We start from the raw sequence: 19,916 nt of genomic DNA on the forward strand, positions 1-19,916 counted from the left end.
TTAGGCTATATTAACTAATGTAAATATTACTTATCTAAGTATTTTTCAATAATTATTAATAGAAGTTAGCTTACCATAAGGCTACAACCTCTCAGCGCAGAGTTATCCAACCTGCCCAGCACTTCAAAAGTGCCATGCTCGTGTAAACGGCCAATATCTTCAGTAGCAATGAACGCGCAGGAATCCAGATTGGCCAGGTCTACCACATTGATCACGCCTGCTGCCTGTTCCTCATACAACTGGAAAGGATCATTCTCATCGCGTACCAGTACCTTCATCCAGGGTGGGCTATGAAAGAAACCCTGTCCGTAGGAATAAGCCTGTGAAAGCAGTTCTGTCATTCCATACTCTGCATGTATATTGGCACAGCCCAGTCTTTCCTGTAAAAAGGCATGCACCTGCTGCCGGGTCCATTCCTCCCTGCGGCCCTTCATACCCCCTGTTTCCATCACGATGGTATGTTCCAGCCGGAGGGCATACTTCTCTGCAAAGTCCAGCAAACCAAAAGTGACCCCTATCAGCAATGTCTTTTGACCACGGGATTCCAGTTCCTGCAAACGGGCGAATAACTTATCATGCTCATACAGGTAAAATCCACTTGCAGCATGCTGGCTGCGTTTTACCATTTCTTCCACCATATATACCAGGGAGGAATGCTGCCGTTCCAGGTAGGAAGGCAATAATCCCAGGATCACGTAATCTTCCACAGGACCGTAAAACCGTTCAAAGGTGGCCAGGAAACTCTTTTCATACAATCCTGCATCTTTTACAAGGTGACGGCTGTTCACGGTTTGTGTGGTTCCGCTGCTTTCAAATACCAGTTCCGGTTTAAATGTTCCGCATGTAACTGTGTGTGTTTTAAAGAATTGTATAGGTAAAAAGGGAATCTTGTGTAATGTTTTCACTTCTTCCGGCCGGATATGTAATGCATCGGTATAAGCGCGGTACAGGACATTTTCCCGGTATTGATAACGGAATACCTCCAAGGCTGCCGCTTCCAGATCCTTCTCCTGTAATGAAAATATTGTTGCTGCATTGATGCCGCTCATAGTTGCTTACTTTAAAACCGCACAAATTTAGGCTACTATCTTTAATTAGGATCACCTACGTAACAAACAGTGTATAAATTACGTTATTACGATGTGGTAACTGGCTGGCAGTGTATATTAGCTATAATTAAAAATTTAATGTAGGTTTGTTATATGAAGAAAATGCTTTTTTTATCCCTGTTTGCTTTAGCAGCCATTACTGCCTGTAAGAAGGATTCATTGGGTACTAAACCTGTAATTACCTTCAAATCTTATTCTTATGCACCAGTAGATGCCAGTTTGGGTCTGGATGTTACTTTCCAGGTAAAAGACGGAGACGGGGATATTGAAAATGCCCTGCAATTTACCGCCATTTACGACAGAAACCCCACGGATACTAACTTTTCGGGGCGGCCAATGCCGGGCCTTGATGCCAGTAAACGTCCCAATCTCTCTGCAGAGGTAGTCCTTCACCTGGGTACAATAGATTTCCCGAATGACCCGGACAACCCTGTTGCGAAAGACAGTGTTCACTTCCTTGTATATGTTGTAGATAATGCAAATAACATCAGCGATACTATTGCTACGCCTAAAGTAGAAATACTTTATCCGGGAAGTTAGTAACCGCTATCTGCAGGTTGTGCTTTACACTTGCCAATATTCATACCTCAAAGCAATTCCATGGACAAAATTGAAGAACTGCAGCAACGCATTGCTGTTGCCTCCCTTGGTGGTGGTGAAGAACGTATTTCCTCCCAGCATAAAAAAGGTAAACTGACTGCCCGTGAGAGGCTCACCCTGCTCATGGATGAAGGTTCCTTTGAAGAACTGGATATGTTTGTCCATAACCGTAACCGTGGCCTTACTACTGATCAGGAACAATTTCCGGGTGATGGTGTGGTTACAGGATATGGTACAATCAATGGAAGACTCACCTATGTGTTTTCACAGGACTTTACAGTATATGGCGGCAGCCTTTCCGAACCTCACGCCCGCAAAATATGCAAGATCATGGATCTTGCCATGCAGAACGGAGCCCCGGTAGTAGGACTAAACGATAGCGGCGGAGCCAGGATCCAGGAAGGCGTAGTAAGTCTTGGCGGATATGCAGATATCTTCTATCGCAATACCCGTGCTTCCGGTGTAATCCCTCAGATCTCCGCTGTAATGGGGCCCTGTGCCGGCGGTGCCGTATACTCCCCTGCCATCACCGATTTTATTCTGATGGTAGAGCATACCTCCTACATGTTCGTGACCGGCCCCAATGTGGTAAAGACCGTAACCCATGAGGAAGTAACGGCTGAAGAACTAGGCGGCGCGCATACACATGCATCCAAAAGCGGGGTCACCCATTTTGCCTGTGCCAATGAGATAGAGTGTATTCAGAATATCCGGCAACTGCTTAGTTATGTACCGCAGAATTGTGAAGAAGATGCACCGGTATATCCTTACCAACCCTCAGACGAAATAAGACCTCCTTTAAATACCCTGATACCTGAGAATTCCAATCAGCCTTACGATATGAAAGACGTGATTGCGCAGGTAACAGATACGGATAGCTTCTTTGAGGTACACCGCGATTATGCAGAGAATATCCTGGTAGGTTTTGCCCGTATTGCAGGTCGCAGCATTGGCATAGTGGCCAATCAGCCGGCTAATCTGGCGGGAGTACTGGATATCAAAGCCTCTGTGAAAGGAGCCCGCTTTACCCGCTTCTGTGATGCCTTCAACATTCCCTTACTGGTACTTGTAGATGTGCCGGGATTCCTGCCAGGTACGGACCAGGAATGGAATGGGATTATCACTAACGGGGCTAAACTCCTGTTTGCACTCAGTGAAGCAACCGTACCCAAGATCACGGTGACTACCCGCAAAGCATATGGTGGTGCTTATTGTGTAATGAATTCCAAACATATTGGTGCCGATCTGAATTTCGCTTTTCCACAGGCAGAGATTGCTGTTATGGGCCCCAAAGGTGCGGTAGAAATCATCTACAAAAAAGAAATAGATGCCGCTCCTGATCCCGAAGCCAGAATGAACGAACTGGTGGCAGAATACACGGAACGTTTCGCCAATCCTTATCTGGCAGCAGAAAAGGGGTATATTGATGAGGTTATTACTCCCGACCAGATGCGCATCAAACTGATCAAAGGCTATGCAATGCTGGAAAATAAAGTTGTAACATTGCCCCGGAAAAAACATGGAAACATTCCATTATAAATTATGTTCCGGGCATTTATTTTCTCTTCTGTTTATGTTTCGTTTTGCGCGGTGTTGATGATATGGCAAGTCAATATACTATCTAATATCATTGATGTAAATAATGTTTTTTACATCTTCGTATTTTTCGCCACCATTTGCAGCTACAACTTCCACTGGTACCTGACACCTGCAGATTACTCTGCTTCTGAAAGAATTCTCTGGGGTGCCAGGCACAAAACCTTACAGTTAACACTGTGCACATTTGGTGGTATAGGTGCAGTACTAAGCTTCTGGTTCCTTCGTGCACACTGGTTGCCATTAGCCGGGGCTGCTATCCTTACCTTTCTCTATTCTGCACCCAAGCTGCCTCACCCGCCATTTATCTGGCTGCGTAAGATCGCTATTGGTAAAACACTGTTCCTTTCTTTTGTGTGGACGTACGTCACCACTCTCCTGCCGGTATTCATAGCAGGAAAACCAGTAACCCTGGCGCTGACAGGATTTACGCTACACCGTTTTTTCCTTATATATGCTATCTGTATCTTATTCGATTATCGGGACCTGGAGGCGGATAAACGGGAAGGCATCCGTTCGCTGATTACCTATCTAAGCAGACCCAACCTAAAACGGTTATATTATTTTTCACTTCTCTTTTCAGCAGTATTTGCACTCACCCTGCTTCCGCTGTATCACTGGCCTGTAACAGTGTTCCTGCTCGCGCCAGTGCTTACAACGGCCCTGCTTACCCGTTATACAATGCATACCCGTTCCGATCTGTTCTATTACTTTGTACTGGATGGCATGGTAATGTTATCTGCACTGCTCCATATTTTGTTAGTAAAAAGCTGCCTCCTAATTCCTTATTTTTGCACAATCATTAACAATAACAGCAATGTCTAAGAAGCAAAAATCCATATTGAGCAAGGAAGCGCTTACGTTCCTGCGAAATTATCTTAATAATCCTTCTCCTACTGGTTTTGAGAAGGAAGGACAAAGACTGTGGCTCGAATATTTACAGCCATATATTGATGAACATTATGTAGATAATTATGGTTCGGCAGTGGGAATCATTAATCCCAAAGCAGAATTTAAGGTAGTGATTGAGGCGCATGCTGATGAAATATCCTGGTTCGTTAATTATATCTCACCGGAAGGCCTCATATATGTGATCCGCAATGGCGGATCTGATCAGCAGATCGCTCCATCTAAACGGGTGAATATCCATACAGAGAATGGTACCGTAAAAGCTGTATTTGGCTGGCCGGCTATCCATACCCGTATGCGTAGTGGAGATGGCAAAGAACCTCAGCCGAAGGTAGATAACATCTTCCTGGACTGTGGGGCCCGTTCCCGTAAGGAAGTAGATGAACTGGGCATCCATGTGGGATGTGTGGTTACCTTTGAAGATGGTTTTGAGGAACTGAGTAACGACTATTATGTATGCCGCGCCATAGACAATCGTATAGGTGGCTTTATGATTGCGGAAGTAGCCCGGATGCTGAAAGAAAAAAAACAAAGCCTCCCTTTTGGCCTTTATATCGTGAATGCCGTACAGGAAGAAGTTGGACTTCGGGGTGCTGAAATGATTGCCAAACGCATCAAACCAAATGTGGCTATCATTACTGATGTTACCCATGATACCACTACGCCTATGATCAACAAGAACATTGAAGGAGAGATCAAGTGTGGCAGTGGCCCTAGTATTACTTATGGTCCGGCAGTGCATAACATCCTGCGTGACCTTATCATTAAAACGGCCAAAAAGAACGATATCCCACACCAGTTGCATGCTGTGAGCCGCAGTACCGGTACGGATACGGACGCTTTTGCCTACTCCAACGACGGTACCCCGTCTGCACTTATCAGCCTGCCGCTGCGCTATATGCACACCACGGTAGAAATGGTTAAAAAGGATGATATAGAGAACACAATTCACCTGATTTACCAGACTTTGCTGAATATTACACCAAAAACGAACTTTAAATACCTTTAAATCTATAGGAATCTATCTGATCCTTAATCCGAAATAGCTGAAAGCCAGCCTGTTCGGCATCTGAGACCATAACAGATGAAATGTTTCAGGTAGAAAGCTAAAGCCCTTTCCGGCATTAAATTTTTATAATACTTTTTTTTGTAGGTTTGCTGTTCAAATTAGATTATTATGCAAGATGTGCAGATCCGTCACGACTGGACCATTGAAGAAATAAAAGAGATCTATAATACGCCCTTGTTGGAGCTCGTGTTCCGTGCAGCATCTGTTCACAGACAAACGCAGGCCACTGCAGAAGTACAGGTTTGTACACTGCTCTCCATCAAAACCGGCGGTTGCTCCGAAGATTGTTCCTACTGCCCACAGGCAGCCCGTTATAATACAGACATCAATGTTCACGGCCTCATGAAAAAAGAGGACGTACTGGCATATGCCCAGAAAGCCCGTGAAGCTGGTTCTACACGTTTCTGTATGGGTGCGGCCTGGAGAGAAGTGCGTGATAACCGCGACTTTGACAGGGTGCTGGACATGGTGAAAGGTGTAAATGAAATGGGTATGGAAGTTTGCTGTACCCTGGGGATGCTGAATGAGCATCAGGCACAGAAACTGGCAGATGCTGGTCTGTACGCCTACAACCACAACCTGGACACTTCCGGAGAATATTACGAACAAATCATTACTACCCGTACTTACGAGGACCGTTTGCGTACCCTTGATAATGTACAGAAAGCTGGCGTAAGCGTATGCTGCGGTGGTATTATCGGCCTGGGTGAATCTCACGATGACCGTATTGGTATGCTGCATACCCTTAGCAACCTGGCTAAACATCCTGATTCAGTGCCCATCAATGCTTTAACCCGCGTAAAAGGTACACCACTGGAAAACATGCCTAAGGTAGCCTTCTGGGATATGGTACGCATGATCGCTACTACCCGCCTGGTAATGCCAAAGGCTATGGTCCGTTTGAGTGCTGGTCGTGCCGAAATGAGCATTGCTGAACAGGCAATGTGTTTTATGGCTGGCGCTAACTCAATCTTTACCGGTGAGAAACTGCTGACAACTGACAATCCATCTTTCGAAGAAGATCATATGATGTTTGAGCTGCTTGGTCTGAAAGCAAGAGAAGCTTTCAAAGATCATGAGGTTCAGGAAGCGATTGCTTTATAATAAAAAGCTCCGCAGGATTCTGCGGAGCTTTTTTTATGTTGTATTCTAAACTCATCGAATTCGATGAGTTTAGAATCCTGGGAATTTGCGATATTTCCACAGATCCTTTTATTATGTCCACCATCTAAATTCTAAACTCACCGAAATCGGTGAGTTTAGAATTTAGATGGCAATTACATCCTTCTTCCTTGTAAGATCTGTTTCCAGGTGGATATAAGTTTATTTTATCTTTTTTTGATTTGGGCTTTCAATTGCCAGAGGATCTTTTACACTTTTATTTAAAGAAATTAGTTGATTGGTAGCTGTTTCTCTCAGCATATCGAATCTTTCCATCTTCCCCATTCCTTTTCTTATCAGGATAGCATTTAGACTTTCAAGATTAGATAAAACAATTAATCTATTTGTATCAACACTGTCCCGGATATTCTTGTGATGAAATGCCTCTTCCGGATATTTTTCCTTCCATTGTTTCGACGTAATACCAAATAATGCCAGATTAACTAAGTCTGCCTCTTCAGCATATATATACACATCATTCTTTTGGGGAGTATCCCCCCAGGGTATGAGTGTTTCTTTAATTGCATCGGTCTGAATTCTATAATTTGTTGCTGCCAGACTTCGTCTGAAATTCCATTCCAGCTTACTCTTATCTCCCTCTATTTCTTTTAATCGCTGAAACTCTTTAATCAGATAAAGCTTGAAGCTGGGGTTGATCCATGCTCCAAATTCAAAAGCAATGTCTTTATGGGCATATGTCCCCCCATATCGGCCCGATTTTGAGATTAGCCCAATTGCGTTTGTCTTTTCAATCCATTGCTGAGGAGATAATGCGAACCTATTTGTACCTGCTTCATTTTTAAACCCCTCGAATTCGATGGGTTTAAAATCTGGATTGTAGAGTTGCTCCCAGAGACCTAAATATTCAATTGTATCTTTTTTCCTTAGCCAATTACCAATAACAATATTGCTACTGGGCATTTGCCTAACCATATCTGTAAGTGAGATATAATCAACATCATGATGATCAATCACGGATATAATTTTATCCTGGACGGTAATTTCTCTTTTTTTAGCCATCATAAAATAATTAATTGCCCGTATTTCCTACTAATTAGTAAAGCAGTTTTATTAAGATATCAGTGGAGATGAAAAGGCACAAACAATACAATAAATATCAAGAATCATTCTCTTATATCCAAAAAAACTTTTAATGTTATTAGAGATGATTATGTAATAATTGAACTGGTAGAATTGAAAAACTCAAAATGCAGGAAGCAATAACCTTATAAGAGAAACTATTTTTATAATGGTTATTTCTAAAATTGGATTAGGGTCCTTATATTGTACATGCGAACTACTTGATGGAATTTAATATCGTAAACTTATATAATGTGAATGCCTGGTTTTGACAGTAGTAATTTTTCGTTAACGTTAGCCAACCAATTGATATAGGCTACTTTTTATAAGAATTGATCCTAGAATATACTGTGTATGAATATCGTGTTCGTAATTGATGTCCTCGGGCTTGAAGGTCTGGGCGCAGCATTAACCTCATTAATCAGAAACTGTTCAGATACAAAAAAACTGACGTTACACTTTTTTTGCTCTAATGTAGATATCAGTGATAAGGACAACATTCTGAAGTTGCTTGAAATGGAAAACTATCAGGGGGCTACTTCTTTTTATGATTTTAATGCTATTGAAATGTTTGGGCATTTAAACTCTTTACATGGCAACTGGGCAATATATGGCCGGTTCATTATACCCAAATTGATTGATAGCGAATATGCATTATATCTTGATGCTGACTTGCTTATTTTGTTAGATATATTAACTGTAAGTGAAATCAAATTCACCGATCAATTTATCGCAGCGGTGCCCTTAGGAACATTTATGAGTGCATTAGACGGAAAGTTTTTAATTAACAGATTAGGTCTTGGTAAAGAACAAAAAAGCTTTAATTCAGGAGTATTAGTCTTTAATATAAAAACCTGGAATTCAAAAAGTATTTCGCAAGAGATAGATCAGATGTGTGAGCAGTATCCTCTTGAATTAATTTCTCACGATCAAACAATATTAAATGCACTTTGCAACGGCGATTTTCATTATATCGATGATCGTTTTAATAACCTGTGGTATCCTGATAGGATATTGCCTATTACACACAGTTATCATAATTCTATTCTGCATTTTGCAGGTGCACCAAAACCATGGGATTTATTTGGAAGCATTACTCATTCCGGATATAAGCTATGGTCCGATTATAACACAACATTCTGGCAAAAAAAATACGGAGTACTTACAATAGGTAAACTTCAACGTACCTGGAAAATTAAAAAGTCATTAATAAAACGTATTATTAATGGCCGACAATAAAGTACGCTATTCCCAGTGCATACCCTTTCATTCCCAAACCGCAGATACTGCCCACACATTTAGGTGCTATCATGCTCTTATGACGGAATTCTTCCCTTGCATGTATATTACTGATATGAATCTCGAGTACCGGTGTTTTAATCGCTGCTATTGCATCCCGTATAGCCACAGAAGTATGCGTATAACCACCGGCGTTGAAAAGTATTCCATCATAAGAGAATCCAATCTCATGCAGATGATCAATCAATCCTCCTTCTGAGTTACTTTGGAAATAGCTGAGTTCCACCGATGGATATAATTGCTTCAGTGTAACAAAATAATCTTCGAAAGATTCGTTTCCGTAAATACCTGGTTCCCGCTTACCTAGCAGGTTTAAATTAGGTCCGTTGATGATTGCAATTTTCATAATTCTTTATTATTAGTTCCCCATCTGAAGGTGTTCTGTTCAATACCTGCGAGGTCCAGTACACGGTCCACAACAGTAGCGGCCACTTCTTCCAGGGTTTTAGGTACACTGTAAAAAGAAGGAGTAGCCGGACAAATGATCCCTCCTGCTTCTGTGACGCTAAGCATATTCCGGATATGCACCAGGTTATAAGGAGTTTCCCTTACCACGCAAATCAGCTTACGCCTTTCTTTCAGCACTACATCTGCTGCCCTGGTGATCAGATCATTTGAAATACCAGTGGCTATGCGACCTAATGTACCCATAGAACAAGGGCAGATGATCATGGTATCAAACCTGCCGGAACCGGAGGCAAAAGGTGCATGAAAATCCTGTTGTGAATATACTTTAAATGGTAACTGCGCATAATCTTTTGTGCCCAGTTCAGTTTCCCATACCGTTCTGGCATTCTCTGTGAGCACCAGCGCCACCTCATCTGTCTGTGCAGCTGCTGCCTGCAGCTTATTTAAAAGCTGTCTGGCATAAATAGAACCACTGGCACCTGTAACTGCTACTACTATCCGATGTTTCATATGAGGCAAAGCTAGGAAATTAAACCTTGCGGCTATAAATGTAAAAGATTCGGAATAAAAATCCGTGGAATTACATTAATACTATGTGCTCCCTGCTATAAACGTAAAAAATCCCGGGAAACTCCCGGGACTTAATTTCTTTGGATAAATAGAATTTAGCTCCTTCCAATGGGTGCACTTAGCGACCCTCAGTTTGCGTGCGCTTCCAATTCTTCCATGCGGATTCCGCTATGGCTTTCATCGTATACACATTCCCCATTGCGAATCAATAATACCTGTGGCGATTCATGATCTACAGAAAAATCGGCTGCCACTTTGTTGGATAAATTACGAAAACTGATCAGATCCAGGTAATAAAAGGAAATGTTCTCAGGCATTTGAGCCCTTTCCAACCTGGACTTAGCAACAGCGCTGATTGAACATCGCGTGCTATGTTTAAAGATAACCACCGGTTTTTCGGCCGATGTTGCTTTGATCTCTGATAACTGAGTTTCTGTAGTAAGAGGTATCCAGTTCATTAACAATCCTTGCTGTTTGCCGTGTGTGTCACTTTGCCTATCTTCATCGGACAGCCTAACTTATTTTGTGATGCACACGAAGTTAGTAAAGCCGCAAAGATAAACATAAGACCTGCGCCGCCCAAAACTTTAAGATAAGATACTTGCATAAAGGGATGATGTTTTGTTGATAAATGAAATTTCATAGGGAATGGCGATATCGCTTTTTTAATCGTCATTTGTAACGTTACTTTGCAAATATAAAAATTATATTAAGTTTTTTAACTATAATATCGGTCCTTTTTCCCTGATTACATAAATATAACGCAAAAATACAGGCATTAGTTTATATGACAAAAGTACATTTTATTGCTGTAGGCGGGAGTGTCATGCATCAATTGGCGATAGCACTGAAAAATAAAGGCTACCAGGTAACCGGGAGCGATGATGAGATCTTTGAGCCCTCTCACGGAAATCTCAAACAGGCTGGTATTCTGCCGGCTACCATGGGATGGGACGAGTCCCGGATCACCCCGGATATTGATGCCGTAATCCTGGGAATGCACGCCCGTGCCGATAATCCGGAACTGATCCGTGCCCGCCAACTGAACCTTAAGATCTATTCCTTCCCTGAATATATTTACCAGGAAAGCCTGCAGAAAAAACGGGTTGCTATTGGCGGCAGCCACGGTAAAACTACTACCACCGCCATGATCATGCACGTACTGCAACAGGCGGGAACTGCTTTTGACTACCTGGTGGGTGCAAAACTGGCAGGATTTACCCAATCAGTTAATATTACAGATGCGCCACTGATTGTGTGTGAAGCTGACGAATATCCGGCTTCAGTGCTCGAAAAACGGCCTAAATTCCATTTCCTGCACCCACACATTGCCGTACTAACAGGTATTGCCTGGGATCATATTAACGTATTTCCTACTTACGACAACTATCTTGAGCAGTTTGCCATCTTCCTCCGAACTATAGAAGCAGGACAAACACTCATCTATAACGATACTGACCATGAACTGGTTAAACTGGTAAAGGCTGAAGGCGGTCATCTGAAACTGATCCCCTACAATGTTCCTGAACACCAGATCGTGAATGGTACCACCACAGTTACTTTTGGCGGACTAAAAGCGACCCTGGAAGTATTCGGCGATCATAACCTGCTGAATATGCATGCTGCCCGACTGGTATGTAATGAGTTAGGAATCGATGATGCGACCTTCCTGAAAGCAATCGCTACTTTTACCGGAGCTGCCAAAAGGCTTGAAGTCGTAGGGAAAAATGATCACTGCGCTATTTACCGCGACTTTGCCCATGCTCCTTCAAAAGTAAAGGCTACCATGGAGGCACTGAAAGAACAGTATCCGCAGCGTAAACTCATTGCTGTACTGGAATTGCATACCTACAGTAGCCTGAATGCTGCTTTTATGGTACAATACCAGGGTGCTATGGATAAAGCAGATGTGCCGGTGGTATTTTACAGCAGTCATGCACTGGAAATCAAGCGGATGCCTAACCTGGAACCCGAACTGGTAGCACAGGGTTTTGGCCGTAGCGACCTGCAGATCTTCAATAAAAGGGACCATTTACTGGCCTTCCTGGACGCACAGAACTACGGTAATACAAACTTACTCCTCATGAGTTCAGGTGATTATGAAGGATTGGATGTAAATTCGCTCAAAAAGTATCTATAAATTTTTGTCATGCCCTCATTGCAACTGAAAAGGCCCTTGGCCGTTATTGATCTTGAAACGACTGGCACCAATGTGGCCACTGACCGTATCATAGAAATTGCTATTATTAAAGTGTTCCCGGACAAGAGCATTCAGTCCAAGGTGAAACGTATTCACCCGGGAATGCCTATTCCTCCATCTTCTACTGCTATTCATGGCATTAGTGATGATGATATTAAAGATTGCCCGACTTTTAAACAAGCGGCCAATGAACTGCGCCAGTTCATGGAGAATTGTGATATAGCTGGCTATAATTCAAACCGTTTTGATATCCCCCTGCTGGTAGAAGAATTTTTACGTACAGGCCTTGAATTTGATGTGAAAGACCGCAAATTTGTGGATGTACAGAAGATTTTCCACCTCATGGAAAAACGTACACTGAGCGCTGCCTATAAATTTTACTGCGATAAAAGTCTCGAAAATGCCCATAGTGCAGAAGCCGATGCACTGGCTACCTACGAGATCCTGGAAGCCCAGCTGCTCCGTTATGAACAGCTGCAATCTGAAGTAGAACACCTGGCAGATTTCACCAAAGAGGATGAGTATGTGGACTTTGCGAGAAGAATGGTGATGCAGAGCGGTAACGAAGTATTCAATTTTGGCAAATATAAAGGCAGGGCTGTTAGAGATGTATTAAAAATAGAACCTCAGTATTATGATTGGATGATGAAAGCAGATTTCCCCTTGAATACCAAGCAGAAACTCACAGAAATCTATCATAGTATGATGTTAAAAAAGATTTAATATTTATAAAATCCATACTTTCTTTAGGTATTACACTAATTTCGCAGCCTTAAACAACAATTTGCTGATTGGAAAAGCTTGTCATCATTCCGACGTACAATGAAAAGGATAATATCCGTAAGATCATTGACGCTGTGTTTTCTCTGCAACAAGATTTTCATATCCTGATTGTGGACGATGGGTCGCCAGATGGTACCGGTAATATCGTTAAATCCATCCAGAAAGAGCATCCTCAGGAACTATTCCTGGCGGAAAGAAGTGGTAAACAGGGATTAGGTACTGCCTATATCCACGGTTTCAAATGGGCACTGGAAAAAGGATATAACTACATTTTTGAGATGGATGCCGATTTCTCCCATAACCCGGCCGACCTGATCAGGCTTTACGATGCCTGTGCAAAGGATGGCGGTGATGTGGCAGTTGGCTCCCGCTATGTAAAAGGTGGCAAAACAGAAAACTGGCCCTGGGACAGAGCTGTGCTCTCCCGTGGGGCATCTGTATATGTACGGTTTGTTACCTGGATCCATGTAAAAGATGCAACTGCAGGTTTTGTATGTTATAAACGCCAGGTGCTGGAAGCCATCAACCTGGATGCCATCCGGTTTGTGGGATATGCCTTCCAGATAGAGATGAAATTTACGGCCTGGAAACTGGGCTTCCTCATCAAAGAAGTGCCCATCACCTTTAAAGACCGTAAAGAAGGATATTCCAAAATGAGTAAGGGGATTATAAAAGAAGGAGTCCTCGGAGTACTTAAAATTCAATGGGAAAGCCTGTTCCGCAAGTATGAAAGACGAGTAAGAAACAGCGAATAAAGCGGACATGAAAAAAGCACTGATACAATTACACCTGTCGGTATTCCTGGCAGGTTTTACGGGCATTTTAGGTAAACTCATCACCCTCAACGAAGGTCTGCTGGTCTGGTACAGACTACTTTTCACCATAATCACTTTATACGTCATATTCCGCTGGAAGAAAATGCTCACAAAGCTCTCTTTCAGACAGATCGTGCCCATCGGTCTTACCGGTATAGTAATAGCCCTTCACTGGCTCTTCTTTTATGGTAGTATTAAGTATTCAAATGTATCTATCGCAGTGGTCTGTTTTTCTCTCACCAGCCTGTTTACCGCTATCTTAGATCCCCTGATCAACCGCTATCGTCTGGATAAAACCGAACTGCTGCTGAGTGGCCTTACCTTATGTGGAATCATTCTCATCTTTCATTTTGATGCAGAATACCGCACCGGCATCATCCTTGGGATTATATCATCCTTATGTGCGGCTCTGTTCACCATCTTCAATAAACGCCTGATCAGCAAATACGATACGCCTACCATTACTTTCTATGAATTATCTGTCGGATGGCTGGCACTGACCCTCGCCCTCCCCTTCTATCTCCATGTATTTCCACAGCCCTTGCAGCTGCCTTCTGTATCAGACCTATTCTACCTGCTCATTCTTTCATGGCTGTGTACGGTGTGTCTGTATATGTTGCTGATGAATGCACTGACAAAAATCTCTCCCTTTACTGTAAATCTCACCTTTAATCTGGAGCCACTATACAGCATCGTAATGGCTTTTATCCTCTTTCATGAAAATAAACAACTAACACCTGCTTTTTATGCAGGATTAGGCTGTATACTCCTATCCGTAGTACTACAAATGACCAGGGTTTCCCGTACAATACAGAAAGCCGCATAATTATTCAAATATTAAATAGCTCACGTCAACTCCTGATGTGCGCATCTGTTGGGTATCCGAGACAAAAGAGTACAATCTATGAGAAGTTTTGGCGTAATATAGATTTCTATATCGCGCCAAAACTTCTTATAGATTCCCCCCCGATTAACCCGACTTCAAAATAAGCATCATAGCTTATTCATAAAATAAACTATACATAAATCATTATCACTCTATACTATACCTTGGACGTATCTTACCTAAAAGTACTCTAAAAGCCCTGTAGTAGTACCTTATCAGTAGTATAAGCCTTATATAAGCCTTATCCTAGTCTTATTTTAGCCTTATATAAGCCTTATCTTAAAAGGTAAGGCTTATATAAGACTATATTATGGATTAATTGGTTCATTAAGTACTGTCCAGGATCTGATTCAGGAGTAATTAACCACTCGTATAGAATTCAATTCCCACACTGGTATTTTTTTTATTTTGGATGCATGAAAAGGATTACGACTTGTATAATGCTACTCTCCGCTCTTTCTTTCGGCTCTTATGCCCAAAAGAAACCGCTGGACCATACCGTATATGACAACTGGCAAAGTATAGGCAGTAAAGTCATAAGTGCTAACGGTCAATGGGTGGCTTATACCATCATTCCGCAGGAAGGTGATGCCACACTGATGATTTACAACAGTAAAACCCAGCAACAACTGGCTGTGCCCAGGGGGAGCAATCCTGTGATCACAGAAGATAGCCGCTACCTCCTTTTTGCTATCAAACCATTTTATGCTGTTACCCGACAGGCTAAGATCAGAAAGAAAAAGGCCGCAGACATGCCAAAAGACTCTCTTGGCATTATTACCTTAGGAAGAGACAGTATATGGAAAACAACAGCAGTAAGGTCCTTTAAAACGCCGGAGAAAGGCAGTGGTGTCATTGCCTGGCTACAGGAAAAACCGCAATATGATAGTACTAGTGGTACACTCGTTATTGCTTACCTGGAAAAACAACAGGTAGATACCATCCGGAATGTTCAGGAATATACTTTCAGTAAACCGGGCAACAAGCTGCTGATAGAAATAAAAGAAGGCGTATTGTTATGGGATGTGGCCACTCACAAAGCAGATACGCTGAGCCGAGGTCCGGGTATCCGTAAACAGTTTGCTTTCGATGAAACAGGAAAACAGGCTGCATGGTGCAGTTCCCGCGATAGCGCAAAGGCATTGGTTCAACTTTTCCAACTGTATTATTACAGTTCCGGACAGGATAGCGGTTTAATTGCTGCTGCTCAACATAACAGTCATATTCCTGCTGAATGGACAATCAGTCCTGATGGTAAAGTATGGTTCAGCAGAAATGGAGAAAGACTGTTTTTTGGTACAGCACCTGCTCCTATTCCTAAAGATACCAGCATAGTAGATTTTGAAGTAGCAAAGGTTGATATATGGAATTATAAAGATGATTTCCTGCAACCGATGCAATTGAAAAATGCAGATAAAGAACTCAAAAGAAGTTATACTGCCGTTTATTATCCCGCTGTCGGGAAAGTAATTCAACTGGCTGATAAGGATATGGAAAATCTGATCCCTGCTGATGAAGGCAACAGTATGTATGCGCTGGGACATACCGATAAAGGAGAACGTGTAGCTATGCAGTGGACAGGTAATACGCTTAAAACTGCATACGTCGTGAACATGAATGATGGTTCACGTAAAGTGGTGAAGGAACATCTTGACAGCAGCAGTACTATTTCTCCTGATGGTAAATATATTCTCTGGTACGATGTGCAGCAACGACACTGGTTCACTTATGAAACGGCGACAGGCATCAGCCGTAATATCAGTGCACAGGTTCCTGTTCCAATGTATGAGGAAGATGATGATCATCCGGATGCTCCCGGCCCTTATGGAGTGGCCGGCTGGCAATTCCAGGATGCAAATGTGTATATCTATGACCGTTATGATATATGGCAACTGGATCCGGCTGCTAAAAGAGCGCCATTAATGCTAACAAAGGGATTGGGACGGCAACAAAAACTGCGCTTCCGTAATATCCGTCTGGATAAAGACGAACGTTATTTTATTGGGGGACAGCAATTATTACTGGAAACTTTTAATGAGGTAACCAAAGAAAACGGATGGTATCAATTGCCAGGAAAAAAGATAATCCTTGCCCCTGAAAAACTGGTCATGGGGCCGTTCTCCTTCAGCGATCCCGTGAAAGCAAAAAGTACGCCTGTAAGCATTTATACAAAGGGTAGTTACGAACGTTCACCTGACTTGTATATAAACTCTTATCTCAAAAAAGACGTGCAGATCAGTCATATCAATCCGCAACAACAACAATATAACTGGGGGACTGTATCCCTCTTCAAATGGACTGCCTACAATGGTAAACCGGCGGAAGGTATTCTGTATAAACCTGAAGATTTTGACAGCACGAAAAAGTATCCGGTGATACTTTACTTCTATGAGAAACTCACTGATGGAATGTATAACTACATACCTCCAACACCAACACCATCACGACTCAATATCTCTTTCTTTGTAAGCCGTGGTTATCTTGTGCTGGCTCCTGATATCACCTATGAGAATGGATATCCCGGTAAAAGTGCTTATAACTATATCGTGAGTGGTGCCAGGGCATTAGCAGCAAACAGTTGGGTAGACAGTCTGCATATGGGCATCCAGGGGCAAAGCTGGGGTGGCTACCAGGTAGCTTATCTCATTACACAAACCAACCTGTTTAAAGCTGCATGGGCTGGTGCTCCGGTAGCAAATATGACGAGCGCTTATGGTGGAATCCGCTGGGAAACCGGTATGAACAGACAGTTTCAGTATGAACGTTCACAAAGTCGTATAGGCGCTACCTTATGGGATAAACCTGAATTGTATATTGAGAACTCTCCCCTGTTTCATTTACCGGCAGTTAATACACCTCTTGCTATTATGAGTAATGATGCAGATGGTGCCGTTCCCTGGTATCAGGGTATAGAATTATTTACTGGTTTAAGACGATTGGGGAAACAGGTATGGTTGCTTAATTACAACAATGAAGCACATAATCTCATCCTCCGGCAAAACAGAAAAGATATACAACGCCGTGAACAGCAATTCTTTGACTATTATTTAAAAGATGCACCCATTCCTGAATGGATGCTCTCAGGCGTGCCAGCTACTGAAAAGGGTAAAAACTGGGGATGGAAAGAATGATTTCCACCCCCGGTTTTTACGCATTCATGGCTGTTTTGCCAGTTTGGACAATACAAACAACTGGCTTTCAATACACTCAAATTATATTTTTTTATATACTTACATTCCCATATGTTTGTATTGAAAACCGATGGCCCTAAGTGCCTGTGTGGATATCTCGTAACACAGTATATTCAGATCCTATGAACTTCCGAATCTATCACCCGGCTGCTACGCTGGTCCCCTACGTAAAGCATTACTACTATCTGGAGAATGCCAACAGTGGATTGATTAATCTGCCACAAAATCTTTTTTCCCTTGGAGACCTTTACATGGTATTCCTGCAGGAAGGAGAAGTGACATTTCAACCGAGCCAGCATGCATCATTTACTTTACCCTCTGCGTCCGTGATTGGACACTTTACCTGCCACCACCAGATAAGAGTGAAAGGCCCGGTAAAAATGACGGTAGTGCAACTGAACGCTTATGGGTGTTATAAACTGGCAGGTCTGGATATGTCGGCTTTCAATAACTACTACCGCGATCTGCAGAAGCATAACAATTGCAGCTGGCAGAAACTGACACAGGACCTTGCAACTACGATTGATCCTATCAGTCTGGATATTACGCTGAACAACGCGTTTACTTCCATGCTGGCAGAAAATAATCATCCGTTGAAACAGGTAGATGAAGTAGCCGATTATATGCTTCGCCATCAGGGCTATATCAACATTGATCGTCTTACGCGGAAGTTCAAAACTTCCCGTCCTACCCTGGAAAGGAAGTTCATGGAAGTGATTGGTATCACACCACAACTGTATGCACGTATGCTCCGCTTCAGAGATGCAATGCGTAATATGCAGAAAATGACCGTAGAACAATGGCAGTCATTCATCACCACCAACGATTATTACAATCATGCACAATTCATTCAGGATTTCCAGTTTTTTAAAGGAGAGCCCCCTGTAATGGATCAGCAGACTAATATGCCGGTTATTGCACAAATGGTACGACCTATGGCTGTTGCCTGATCATTTATACATATATTCTTGAGCAGTCTGCCTTCCGGCAGGCTGTTTTTTTTTATTTAAAGCCTTATCTTCGGAATATGTCCACGGATTACAAGACACATAATGCCGCTTACTGGCGGGAACATCTTCAGTTACAATCGCATATTGAAGGAGGCGCTTTCAGCGAAACATACCGCTCCCCTGTTATGACAGGTAACAGGAACGCATCTACCGGGATCTATTTCCTATTGGAGAATGCGGATTTTTCTGCTTTTCACCGTATTAAATCGGATGAGATGTGGCATTTTTATGATGGGAATCCATTAAATATCTATGAGATTGACCCTTCAGGGCAACTTACCATACATAAGCTGGGACTGAATTTCCACCTGGGGGAAAAACCGCAACTGGTAATTACTGCCGGTAACTGGTTTGCTTCACGTGTGGCTGGAGAGAATGGCTTTACACTGGTAGGCTGTACCGTAGCGCCGGGATTTGATTTTGCTGATTTTGAACTGGCCGGTCGCCAGTCTTTACAGACCAGCTATCCTGCACATGCTGCCCTGATAGGAGAACTTACAAGAGAGCCATAACTGCTGGTATTTTACAGCTATTTTTAATATTTTGCATTCTCCACAGGGATTGTAGGTAATTAATTATTTTCATTAGTTTTTCGTTATGAAAAGATTTCTACGTTTCATTTTTTTCACAGCACTTATAATACTGGTATTCTGGCTGGGTAAACAATTTGGCAGCAAGAATGTAAACCAGAGTATCCTTTCCAATAGCCTGATCGTGAGAGAGATAGCAGAACTGGCCAGCCTGGAGGTACAGGGTGTAGCCAATATCAAGCGTAGTAATATTGAGGAAGATGGCTCCTGGTCCAGTAATATGAAGAAGGCTTTCCTGGAAAATACCATCTGGGTATCTATCCCCTACCAGGCTAAATACGGTGTTGATATCAGTGAAAAGAATTTCCATGTTACGATTTCTGACAAGAAGATCGTAGTAAACCTGCCAGAGCCTCATCTGCTGAGTTATGAGCTGACAGTCGACAAAATGGAAACCGCCAACCGGAAGGGATGGTTCCTGTTCCAGGATGACGAAACCTATACCGATGTACAGAAGAAACTTTACAAAACTTCCCGGGAACAGCTTGAAAACAACAAGTTATATCTTAGCCAGTCAAAGGATAAGATTGCTAAGATTATAAAGCAATATTACCAGCCATTTCTCGCCGATCACCAGTTAGAAATAGCATTTGACAACACCGCTTATAATCCGCTAAATTAGGGGCGTTTAAACCGCATT

At 42.5% G+C, this 19,916-nt stretch carries 19 protein-coding genes; 14 read left to right on the forward strand and 5 right to left on the reverse strand.

Features of this window, described 5'->3' with window-relative positions; all coding sequences use genetic code 11:
* Positions 1-65: 65 nt before the first annotated feature.
* Positions 66-1,049, reverse strand: coding sequence for an acyl transferase (locus BM176_RS17390; RefSeq protein WP_090105348.1), 984 nt, complete (start codon positions 1,047-1,049; stop codon positions 66-68).
* A 153-nt stretch (positions 1,050-1,202) separates the two neighbouring features.
* Between BM176_RS17390 and BM176_RS17395 the strand changes: the two genes are divergently transcribed.
* The 5 genes from BM176_RS17395 to bioB all read left to right on the forward strand — a co-directional run bounded on the left by BM176_RS17395 (position 1,203) and on the right by bioB (position 6,387).
* Positions 1,203-1,649 carry a hypothetical protein gene (locus BM176_RS17395; protein WP_090105350.1) on the forward strand — a complete coding sequence of 149 codons (447 nt, stop codon included), beginning with the start codon at positions 1,203-1,205 and terminating at the stop codon, positions 1,647-1,649.
* Positions 1,650-1,709: 60 nt separating this feature from the next.
* The gene (locus BM176_RS17400; RefSeq protein ID WP_090105352.1) at positions 1,710-3,248 is read left to right on the forward strand and encodes an acyl-CoA carboxylase subunit beta; all 1,539 of its coding nucleotides are present in this window, start codon (positions 1,710-1,712) and stop codon (positions 3,246-3,248) included.
* Between the two features lie 3 nt (positions 3,249-3,251).
* Complete coding sequence (locus BM176_RS17405) at positions 3,252-4,130, forward strand: UbiA prenyltransferase family protein (protein ID WP_143097840.1); 879 nt, start codon at positions 3,252-3,254, stop codon at positions 4,128-4,130.
* Positions 4,123-5,223: a M42 family metallopeptidase gene (locus tag BM176_RS17410; RefSeq protein ID WP_090105356.1), complete on the forward strand. Its 1,101-nt coding sequence runs from the start codon at positions 4,123-4,125 to the stop codon at positions 5,221-5,223. Before BM176_RS17405 ends, BM176_RS17410 begins: the two co-directional genes overlap by 8 nt.
* Positions 5,224-5,391: 168 nt before the next feature.
* A complete protein-coding gene (gene bioB, locus BM176_RS17415; RefSeq protein WP_090105358.1) occupies positions 5,392-6,387 on the forward strand; it encodes a biotin synthase BioB in 996 nt (331 codons plus the stop codon).
* Positions 6,388-6,606: 219 nt separating this feature from the next.
* On the opposite strand, the gene BM176_RS17420 is transcribed toward bioB, so the two are convergent.
* Positions 6,607-7,467: a KilA-N domain-containing protein gene (locus BM176_RS17420; protein WP_218162229.1), complete on the reverse strand. Its 861-nt coding sequence runs from the start codon at positions 7,465-7,467 to the stop codon at positions 6,607-6,609.
* Between the two features lie 411 nt (positions 7,468-7,878).
* On the opposite strand from BM176_RS17420, the gene BM176_RS17425 reads away from it, so the two are divergent.
* Positions 7,879-8,763 carry a glycosyltransferase family 8 protein gene (locus tag BM176_RS17425; RefSeq protein ID WP_090105360.1) on the forward strand — a complete coding sequence of 295 codons (885 nt, stop codon included), beginning with the start codon at positions 7,879-7,881 and terminating at the stop codon, positions 8,761-8,763.
* Here BM176_RS17425 and aroQ read toward each other — a convergent pair.
* The 3 genes from aroQ to ytxJ form a co-directional block, all read right to left on the reverse strand.
* On the reverse strand, positions 8,747-9,169 hold the full coding sequence (aroQ, locus tag BM176_RS17430; protein ID WP_090105362.1) for a type II 3-dehydroquinate dehydratase: 423 nt from the start codon (positions 9,167-9,169) through the stop codon (positions 8,747-8,749). The two genes, BM176_RS17425 and aroQ, sit on opposite strands and share 17 nt — an antisense overlap.
* On the reverse strand, positions 9,166-9,741 hold the full coding sequence (locus BM176_RS17435; protein ID WP_090105364.1) for a UbiX family flavin prenyltransferase: 576 nt from the start codon (positions 9,739-9,741) through the stop codon (positions 9,166-9,168). The genes aroQ and BM176_RS17435 overlap by 4 nt, the downstream gene beginning before the upstream one ends.
* A 188-nt stretch (positions 9,742-9,929) precedes the next feature.
* Entirely contained in the window at positions 9,930-10,259 is a 330-nt protein-coding gene (ytxJ, locus tag BM176_RS17440) for a bacillithiol system redox-active protein YtxJ (protein ID WP_090105366.1), read from the reverse strand.
* Between the two features lie 329 nt (positions 10,260-10,588).
* Here ytxJ and murC point away from each other — a divergent pair, with 329 nt between their 5' ends.
* The 8 genes from murC to BM176_RS17485 all read left to right on the forward strand — a co-directional run bounded on the left by murC (position 10,589) and on the right by BM176_RS17485 (position 19,898).
* Positions 10,589-11,941, forward strand: a complete 1,353-nt coding sequence (murC, locus tag BM176_RS17450) for a UDP-N-acetylmuramate--L-alanine ligase (protein WP_090105370.1) — start codon at positions 10,589-10,591, stop codon at positions 11,939-11,941.
* Between the two features lie 9 nt (positions 11,942-11,950).
* A complete protein-coding gene (locus BM176_RS17455; protein WP_090105372.1) occupies positions 11,951-12,724 on the forward strand; it encodes a 3'-5' exonuclease in 774 nt (257 codons plus the stop codon).
* 68 nt (positions 12,725-12,792) lie between these two features.
* Positions 12,793-13,539: a polyprenol monophosphomannose synthase gene (locus tag BM176_RS17460; protein ID WP_090105374.1), complete on the forward strand. Its 747-nt coding sequence runs from the start codon at positions 12,793-12,795 to the stop codon at positions 13,537-13,539.
* Positions 13,540-13,546: 7 nt separating this feature from the next.
* Positions 13,547-14,425, forward strand: coding sequence for a DMT family transporter (locus BM176_RS17465; protein ID WP_090105376.1), 879 nt, complete (start codon positions 13,547-13,549; stop codon positions 14,423-14,425).
* A 476-nt stretch (positions 14,426-14,901) separates the two neighbouring features.
* The gene (locus tag BM176_RS17470) at positions 14,902-17,616 is read left to right on the forward strand and encodes an alpha/beta hydrolase family protein (protein ID WP_090105378.1); all 2,715 of its coding nucleotides are present in this window, start codon (positions 14,902-14,904) and stop codon (positions 17,614-17,616) included.
* Between the two features lie 182 nt (positions 17,617-17,798).
* Positions 17,799-18,626 carry a DUF6597 domain-containing transcriptional factor gene (locus BM176_RS17475; protein ID WP_143097841.1) on the forward strand — a complete coding sequence of 276 codons (828 nt, stop codon included), beginning with the start codon at positions 17,799-17,801 and terminating at the stop codon, positions 18,624-18,626.
* Between the two features lie 77 nt (positions 18,627-18,703).
* Positions 18,704-19,198 (forward strand): cupin domain-containing protein, encoded by a 495-nt coding sequence (locus tag BM176_RS17480; RefSeq protein ID WP_090105382.1) that lies wholly within the window; start codon positions 18,704-18,706, stop codon positions 19,196-19,198.
* 85 nt (positions 19,199-19,283) lie between these two features.
* Positions 19,284-19,898, forward strand: a complete 615-nt coding sequence (locus BM176_RS17485; protein ID WP_090105384.1) for a DUF4230 domain-containing protein — start codon at positions 19,284-19,286, stop codon at positions 19,896-19,898.
* The last annotated feature ends 18 nt before the right edge of the window (positions 19,899-19,916 follow it).

Origin of the sequence: Chitinophaga sp. CF118 (genome assembly GCF_900112615.1) — a bacterium.
GTDB lineage: Bacteria > Bacteroidota > Bacteroidia > Chitinophagales > Chitinophagaceae > Chitinophaga.

Coding starts and splice junctions, on each gene's coding strand:
- BM176_RS17390 (WP_090105348.1), bottom strand. CDS start 1,049: ATGAGCGGCATCAATGCAGCAACAATATTTTCATTACAGGAGAAGGAT.
- BM176_RS17395 (WP_090105350.1), top strand. CDS start 1,203: ATGAAGAAAATGCTTTTTTTATCCCTGTTTGCTTTAGCAGCCATTACT.
- BM176_RS17400 (WP_090105352.1), top strand. CDS start 1,710: ATGGACAAAATTGAAGAACTGCAGCAACGCATTGCTGTTGCCTCCCTT.
- BM176_RS17405 (WP_143097840.1), top strand. CDS start 3,252: ATGTTCCGGGCATTTATTTTCTCTTCTGTTTATGTTTCGTTTTGCGCG.
- BM176_RS17410 (WP_090105356.1), top strand. CDS start 4,123: ATGTCTAAGAAGCAAAAATCCATATTGAGCAAGGAAGCGCTTACGTTC.
- bioB (WP_090105358.1), top strand. CDS start 5,392: ATGCAAGATGTGCAGATCCGTCACGACTGGACCATTGAAGAAATAAAA.
- BM176_RS17420 (WP_218162229.1), bottom strand. CDS start 7,467: ATGATGGCTAAAAAAAGAGAAATTACCGTCCAGGATAAAATTATATCC.
- BM176_RS17425 (WP_090105360.1), top strand. CDS start 7,879: ATGAATATCGTGTTCGTAATTGATGTCCTCGGGCTTGAAGGTCTGGGC.
- aroQ (WP_090105362.1), bottom strand. CDS start 9,169: ATGAAAATTGCAATCATCAACGGACCTAATTTAAACCTGCTAGGTAAG.
- BM176_RS17435 (WP_090105364.1), bottom strand. CDS start 9,741: ATGAAACATCGGATAGTAGTAGCAGTTACAGGTGCCAGTGGTTCTATT.
- ytxJ (WP_090105366.1), bottom strand. CDS start 10,259: ATGAACTGGATACCTCTTACTACAGAAACTCAGTTATCAGAGATCAAA.
- murC (WP_090105370.1), top strand. CDS start 10,589: ATGACAAAAGTACATTTTATTGCTGTAGGCGGGAGTGTCATGCATCAA.
- BM176_RS17455 (WP_090105372.1), top strand. CDS start 11,951: ATGCCCTCATTGCAACTGAAAAGGCCCTTGGCCGTTATTGATCTTGAA.
- BM176_RS17465 (WP_090105376.1), top strand. CDS start 13,547: ATGAAAAAAGCACTGATACAATTACACCTGTCGGTATTCCTGGCAGGT.
- BM176_RS17470 (WP_090105378.1), top strand. CDS start 14,902: ATGAAAAGGATTACGACTTGTATAATGCTACTCTCCGCTCTTTCTTTC.
- BM176_RS17475 (WP_143097841.1), top strand. CDS start 17,799: ATGAACTTCCGAATCTATCACCCGGCTGCTACGCTGGTCCCCTACGTA.
- BM176_RS17480 (WP_090105382.1), top strand. CDS start 18,704: ATGTCCACGGATTACAAGACACATAATGCCGCTTACTGGCGGGAACAT.
- BM176_RS17485 (WP_090105384.1), top strand. CDS start 19,284: ATGAAAAGATTTCTACGTTTCATTTTTTTCACAGCACTTATAATACTG.